The 5,850-nt window shown below is 64.3% G+C and carries 6 protein-coding genes and 1 pseudogene; all 7 read left to right on the forward strand.

What is annotated here, in order from left to right:
* Positions 1–628 (forward strand): annotated as a pseudogene (locus GBM95_RS10795) (beta-ketoacyl synthase N-terminal-like domain-containing protein); the annotation flags it as partial.
* The gene (locus GBM95_RS10800; RefSeq protein ID WP_226963291.1) at positions 625–1,119 is read left to right on the forward strand and encodes an ApeP family dehydratase; all 495 of its coding nucleotides are present in this window, start codon (positions 625–627) and stop codon (positions 1,117–1,119) included. The pseudogene GBM95_RS10795 and the gene GBM95_RS10800, both read left to right, overlap by 4 nt.
* Positions 1,120–1,209: 90 nt before the next feature.
* Positions 1,210–1,998, forward strand: coding sequence for a 3-oxoacyl-ACP reductase FabG (gene fabG / locus GBM95_RS10805; protein ID WP_152159102.1), 789 nt, complete (start codon positions 1,210–1,212; stop codon positions 1,996–1,998).
* A complete protein-coding gene (locus GBM95_RS10810) occupies positions 1,998–3,251 on the forward strand; it encodes a beta-ketoacyl-ACP synthase (RefSeq protein WP_152159103.1) in 1,254 nt (417 codons plus the stop codon). The genes fabG and GBM95_RS10810 overlap by 1 nt, the downstream gene beginning before the upstream one ends.
* A 6-nt stretch (positions 3,252–3,257) precedes the next feature.
* A complete protein-coding gene (locus GBM95_RS10815; RefSeq protein ID WP_152159104.1) occupies positions 3,258–4,196 on the forward strand; it encodes a 4'-phosphopantetheinyl transferase family protein in 939 nt (312 codons plus the stop codon).
* Positions 4,159–5,340, forward strand: coding sequence for a methyltransferase (locus GBM95_RS10820; RefSeq protein ID WP_226963292.1), 1,182 nt, complete (start codon positions 4,159–4,161; stop codon positions 5,338–5,340). Before GBM95_RS10815 ends, GBM95_RS10820 begins: the two co-directional genes overlap by 38 nt.
* Positions 5,341–5,683: 343 nt before the next feature.
* On the forward strand, positions 5,684–5,850 hold a 167-nt coding region (locus tag GBM95_RS10825; protein ID WP_152159105.1), incomplete at its 3' end, for an aldehyde dehydrogenase family protein.

Consider the following 5,850-nt stretch of genomic DNA (forward strand, 5'->3'; position numbering starts at 1 on the left):
CCCCGCGGGGTTCTCCGCGCTCGGCGCGCGAAGCCCGGAACGCGCGAAGCCCTTCCGCAGCGACCGCACGGGCCTTCACCTCGCGGAAGGCGGCGGCTTTCTCCTCATGACGACCGAGGACAAAAAGTTCCCCTGTGCTTCCGTGATGCTTCGCGGCTTCGGCGAATCCTCGGATGCGCACCACATCTGCGCCCCGGACCCGACGGGCGACGGCGCAAAGCGCGCGATCCTGGAAGCCTTGGGCGGTCTAGCGCCCTCTGAAACAGGCTTTGCGCTCCTTCACGGCACGGCGACGGAGCAGAACGACGCCATGGAAGCGCGCGTGATGGCGGAGCTCCTCCCCGGCGTTCCGGCAGCGTCCCTCAAACGCGCCGTCGGGCACCAGCTCGCGGGCGCGGGCGCCATGAACGCGGCAGCTGCCTGCGCGCTCCTTGAAAAAGGCGGAAAGCTCCCCTTCAATTTCTTCGCGGGCGAGCGCGAATTTGCCGACGGGAAGATGCCGGAAGCGTTCCTCAGGTCGCTCACGGGTGCCGACAACCCCTGCGAACTCGCGATTCCCCGCATACTCGTCTCCGCCTTTGCCTTCGGCGGCAGCAACGCCGCACTCCTTTTTGAAAAATGCCAGTGACCGATTCTCCGGCTGATGCCGGATTCACATACCCGGCGCCTGCAGGCGACTTCATTGCCCAGGAGCCCCCGATGCGCTTCATCGATGAAGTGCTCTCCGCGGACGACCAGGGCGCCAGGTCCCGCACGGTTGTCAGAAGCGACGCCATTGCGGTCGACGACGAGGGGCGCTTTCCGGCCCTTGCCCTCATTGAAGTCATGGCCCAGACCATCGGCATCTACGCCGGCCGCAACGAGCGCTTGAACGGCAGGGCCCCCGGCGCGGGGCTTCTTCTTGGCACCCGCAGAATGGAGTTCGACCGCCCCTTTTTTCTCCCGGGCGACGTGCTCCTCTGCAGCGTTGTAAAGAGCTTCGAGAGCGACGAGGGTCTCTGGCAGTTCGACTGCCGCGTGACGGTCTGCCCCCAGGGCGACGAATCGCGGGAGGAACCGGCCGGCCGGGCGCTCCTCAACGTCTTCAATCCTCCGGAAGGCTATTTCGACCGTCTCTGACGGCAAATCCGGAGCCCGGGATTCCCTGCGCGAAGGCGCGGTCCCGAAATAGAATTTTCACCTTCACTCCTTTTTTCAAATTCCTGCACTATGTCTCCTTCTTCCCCGGCAGCCGCAACCGGCGTGATCCGCCAGAGGAAAACTGAAGCTGAAACCGGCCCGCGCCGCGTTCTGATCACCGGCGCCACGCGCGGCATCGGACGCGCCATGGCGCTTCGCATCGCGCGCGAGGGCTACGAAGTCGTGATTACCGGGAGAAAGCCCTCGCCTCAGGCGGACGAGGTGCTCAATGCCCTGAAAGAGCTGGGCGTCAAGGCCCATGCGCTCTTCTTCGACGTCACGGACCGCGCGGCAGCGCAGACGGCGCTTGCCGGCTTCACGGCCGAACACGGCCCCTTCTGGGGCGTGATCCTCAATGCCGGCATCAACCGCGACGGGCCGCTTGCCGGCATGAGCGAGGAAGACTGGGATCTCGTGCTCGAAACCGACCTCGGGGGCTTCTACAACGTTTTGAAGCCCCTGATTCTCCCGATGGCGAGAAGGCGCGCGGGCCGCATCATCGTGATGAGCTCGGTTTCCGGCATCACGGGCACGCGCGGCCAGACCAACTATTCCGCCGCCAAGGCGGGCCTCATCGGCGCGGCCAAGGCCCTTTCGGCCGAGCTTGCCTCACGCGGCATCACGGTCAACGTCATCGCTCCCGGCGTCATCGACACCGACATGGTGACGGCGGAGGACCGCGAGCGGATTCTCCCCTACGTCCCGATGCGCCGCCTCGGAAAGCCTGAGGAAGTCGCCGGTCTCGCCGCCTTTCTCCTTTCCGACGAAGCGGGCTACATCACCCGCGCCGTCATTCCGGTTTCGGGAGGCATTTTCTGATGAAGCTCCCCAGTACTCCCCGCCGCGTGGTCGTCACCGGCATGGCCGCCATCTCCCCGATCGGCTCGACCTGGGAAGAGGTGCGCGCGTCCCTCAGGGCCAACAAAAGCGGCATCCGCCACATGACGGAATGGGAAAAGCTTGAGGACCTCAATACGCGCGTTGCTGCGCCGGCCGCTCCTTTTGAGCTCGATCCTGCAGTCTTCACGCGAAAGCGCACGCGCTCGATGGGCCGCGTCGCCCTGATGGCCGTCAAAACCGCCCGCGATGCGCTCATTGATGCGGGGCTCCTCGACGACCCCGTCATCGCTTCGCCCAGGACGGGCGTCGCCTTCGGGTCGTCCGTCGGGCAACCCGCCGCCGTCGCCGAACTCGCGCATCTCATCCTGTCCTCGAGCTGCCGCGGCATCACGGCCACCACGTACGTGCGCATGATGGCGCACACGGCTCCCGTCAACATCAGCGTTTTCTTCGGCTGCAAGGGCCGGATCTGCACGACCTCCTCGGCCTGCACGTCGGGCTCCCAGGGAATCGGATCCGCCTACGAAGCCATTGCCACCGGCCGCGCGGACGTGATGATTGCGGGCGGGTGCGAAGAGCTTGACGCCACGGACGCCGCCATTTTCGACACGCTCTTTGCAACGAGCGTGCGCTGGAACGACGATCCCTCGCATACGCCCCGGCCCTTCGACCGGGACCGCGACGGCCTCGTCGTGGGCGAAGGCTCGGGCGCCCTCATTCTCGAGGAGTACGAGCACGCCAAAGCGCGGGGCGCAAGGATCTACGCCGAGGTGGCGGGCTACGGCACCAATGCCGACGGCGCTCACATCACGAGCCCCGAGTCCGCCCAGATGGCCGCCGCCATGCGGCTCGCGCTCGAGGATGCCGGGATGGAGCCCGCCGACATCGACCTCGTCAACGGCCACGGAACGGCGACCGACCGCGGCGACGTGGCGGAAAGCCATGCGACCTTTGAGGTTTTCGGCGGCAATACGCCCTACACCACCTACAAGGGACACATGGGCCACACGCTCGGCGCCTGCGGCGCGCTTGAAGCGATCTTCGCGATCCGCGGCATGTTGGAAGGCTTCGTCTCGCCGGTGCTGAATCTCGAAAATCCGGATCCCGCCTGCGTGCCGCTCGCCTACGTCCGCGACCAGGTGCGCGAACTTCCGCAGCGGGCCGTGATGAGCAACAACTTTGCCTTCGGCGGCATCAATACGAGCCTCATCTTCCGCAGGCTCGGGGACTGACTCGTCATGCCAATGCCAATCGACCTCAGCGGCCTCAGATTTCTGAAGCCGGCAGCCTTTTCGGACGGCGACCGTTCGCGGGCGGTTCTCGGCGAACTTTTCGCCCCCGACTTCGACGACCCCGAGGAGCTTCTCGCCGACATCGACGACGAAGCCTGGGAACCCGAACCTCCGGAAGGAGGCGTCGTTCTCGTGACGAAGCTCCCGGAGGAGATCGACCCCGCGCTTGAGGGCGAGCTCGAAGCGATGCTTCCCGCTCAGACGCGCTCTCGCCTCTCGCGCTTTCAGAATCCCCGCCGCCGCCGTCAGAGCCTCTACGGGCGACTTCTCGCACAGCGGCTCGCCAACATTGCGTCGGAAGTGTCCTCGGGCTCCTACTTCCTGCGCGAGCAGCCCCCGGAAGGGCCGCTTCTTGCCGACTATGAGGGCCGCCCCTTCGGGCGCATTGCAATTGCGCACACGGAGGAAGGCGTGGCCGCGAGCCTTTCGCGCCGCCGCGCCGGGATCGACCTCGAGATTCTGAAGACCCACGAACGGCTCTCAGGTCTCGCGGAATTCGCCCTCGGCGAAGACTTTGCAGACGCCATCCGGGAACTTCAGAAGACGGACGCCCGCCGTGCCGATGAAGCCTTTCTTGCCGCCTGGGGCGCGATCGAATGCGCGCAGAAATTCAACGGCGAGGACAGAAAGTCCGCTGCCGCCTCCCCCGCGCACGAGGAGCTTCTTTCCAAATACGCCCGTCCGCCCGAGGTCGAGGTGCTCTGGGAAAAGGGCCTCATCGCCCGTGATCCCGCCGGCAAGGCCGTCCCCATCGAGTTCCTCGAAACACCTGCTGGACATCTCACGTTGCTCGGCTTCCCGGCCGGACGGTCGGTAGAGATCCTCACGCTTTCCCCTGAGGCGCTCCTTGAGGAATTCCGCTCCCACGTCCGCGCCTTCCTTTGATTTTTCCTGGTCGATCGTCATGCTTCGCAGAAACCGTCCGAACTACCTTGAGACCCTTGAAAGCGCGCAGCGCCTTGCCTTTGCGCCTCTGATCTTTCAGGCCGCCGCGGCGGCGCTTCGCTTCGGGCTTCTCAGGGTCATCGCCGAAAATCCCGGCATTACTTCCGACGCTGCGGCAAAGAAAGCCGGCATGACGGCTTATGCGGCCGAGGTCGTGACCGACATGCTCGTGCCCGCCGGGATTCTCGAGCGGACGGCTCTGAATGAGAGCGATGAGAACAGGAAATCAGGACGGGGTCTCAAAACCACTCCGACGGGCGACCTTCTCGTCTACGACGAGATGACGCGGGCCAACTTCTTCTTCTCCGAATCCGTCTGCTATGCGGGGCTTGCCTTTACGCGGGAAGCCCTCGCTGAAGGGAAGCCTGCGGGCCTCAAAGCCTTCAACCCGGGATGGAAGACCATCTATCCGCATCTGCCGGAACTCCCCGAGGAAGCCAAAAGCGCCTGGTTCGGGTTCGACCACTGGCACAGCGACCAGGCCTACGGCGCTGCGCTCAATATCCTTGCCCGGATGTTCCCGGAGAAGGGTCCCGGAAAGCTCGTCGACATCGGCGACAATACCGGGCGCTTCTCGAAGGCCTTCCTCCTGCGCTTCCCCAATGCTCAGGCCGTCATTGCGGATCTTCCGGTCGAGGTCGACGCGCTTTCCCAAAGGCCCGAGCTCGCCCAAGTGCGGGAGAGGCTCTCGGGCGTCGCCATCGACTGGCTGACTTCCGACGAACTCACCGACCGTCCGCTGGCGTTGGGCGCCGATCTTTACTGGATGAGCCAGTTCCTCGACTGCTTCTCTGAAGCGGAAGCCGTGAGCATCCTCACGCGCACGCGGCGCGCAATGGCCGGAAATTCGCGACTTGCCGTACTCGAGCCCGTCGTCGACGAGCAGCGCCACCGGGCGGCGGAATTGTCGCTTGCCGCAACGAGCCTCTACTTCACCGTGCTCGCGAACGGCAACAGCAAATTCTTCAACGGCGCAGAACTAAGGCGCATCTTTGACGCCGCGGGCTTCGTCATCGAGTCCGAGCACCCGGACCTCGGCGTATCGCATACGCTCTTCATCCTCAGGCCCCGTAACGCCTCCTGACGGCTTTGCCGGCGCTTTCCCGGAAGCGCCGGCCTGCCCGCCCTGAGTCTTTCCCAAGCCCTATCGGCTCGATAGGAAAGCATTGACTTGTCTGTAAATATTTGTGCTTCCTTCTCGCAGAAGGCGTTCCGGCCGAAGACACGTCTTTTTGATGCGGCCCGGGTTTCTTCTTCGGTCTGAAGGACTAGTTCGAGAAAAGCGCAATCCCCTTCCTCCGGCTGATTCCAATTGAATCCGCCCGCTCCTAATCTTTTCTCAACAAGAGATGCGAAATCGGACGAATCCTCCCGGATTTATCCCCTTTCGCAATGAAATTTCAGGAAAAGTTTTTAGGAGCATTTCCATGACTCAGTACATCAAGGAACGCTACGGTCTTCTCATCAACGGCGAATGGGTCGAGGCCGAAGGCGGCCGCACGTTCGACACGTTCAACCCCGCCACGGGCGAAAAGCTTGCGACCTGCGCCGACGCCACCGCCGCCGACGTGGAGCGCGCCGTGAAGGCCGCGCG

Origin of the sequence: Sutterella seckii (assembly GCF_009183815.1) — a bacterium.
Classification (GTDB): domain Bacteria; phylum Pseudomonadota; class Gammaproteobacteria; order Burkholderiales; family Burkholderiaceae_F; genus Sutterella; species Sutterella seckii.

Coding starts and splice junctions, on each gene's coding strand:
- fabG (WP_152159102.1), top strand. CDS start 1,210: ATGTCTCCTTCTTCCCCGGCAGCCGCAACCGGCGTGATCCGCCAGAGG.
- GBM95_RS10810 (WP_152159103.1), top strand. CDS start 1,998: ATGAAGCTCCCCAGTACTCCCCGCCGCGTGGTCGTCACCGGCATGGCC.
- GBM95_RS10815 (WP_152159104.1), top strand. CDS start 3,258: ATGCCAATGCCAATCGACCTCAGCGGCCTCAGATTTCTGAAGCCGGCA.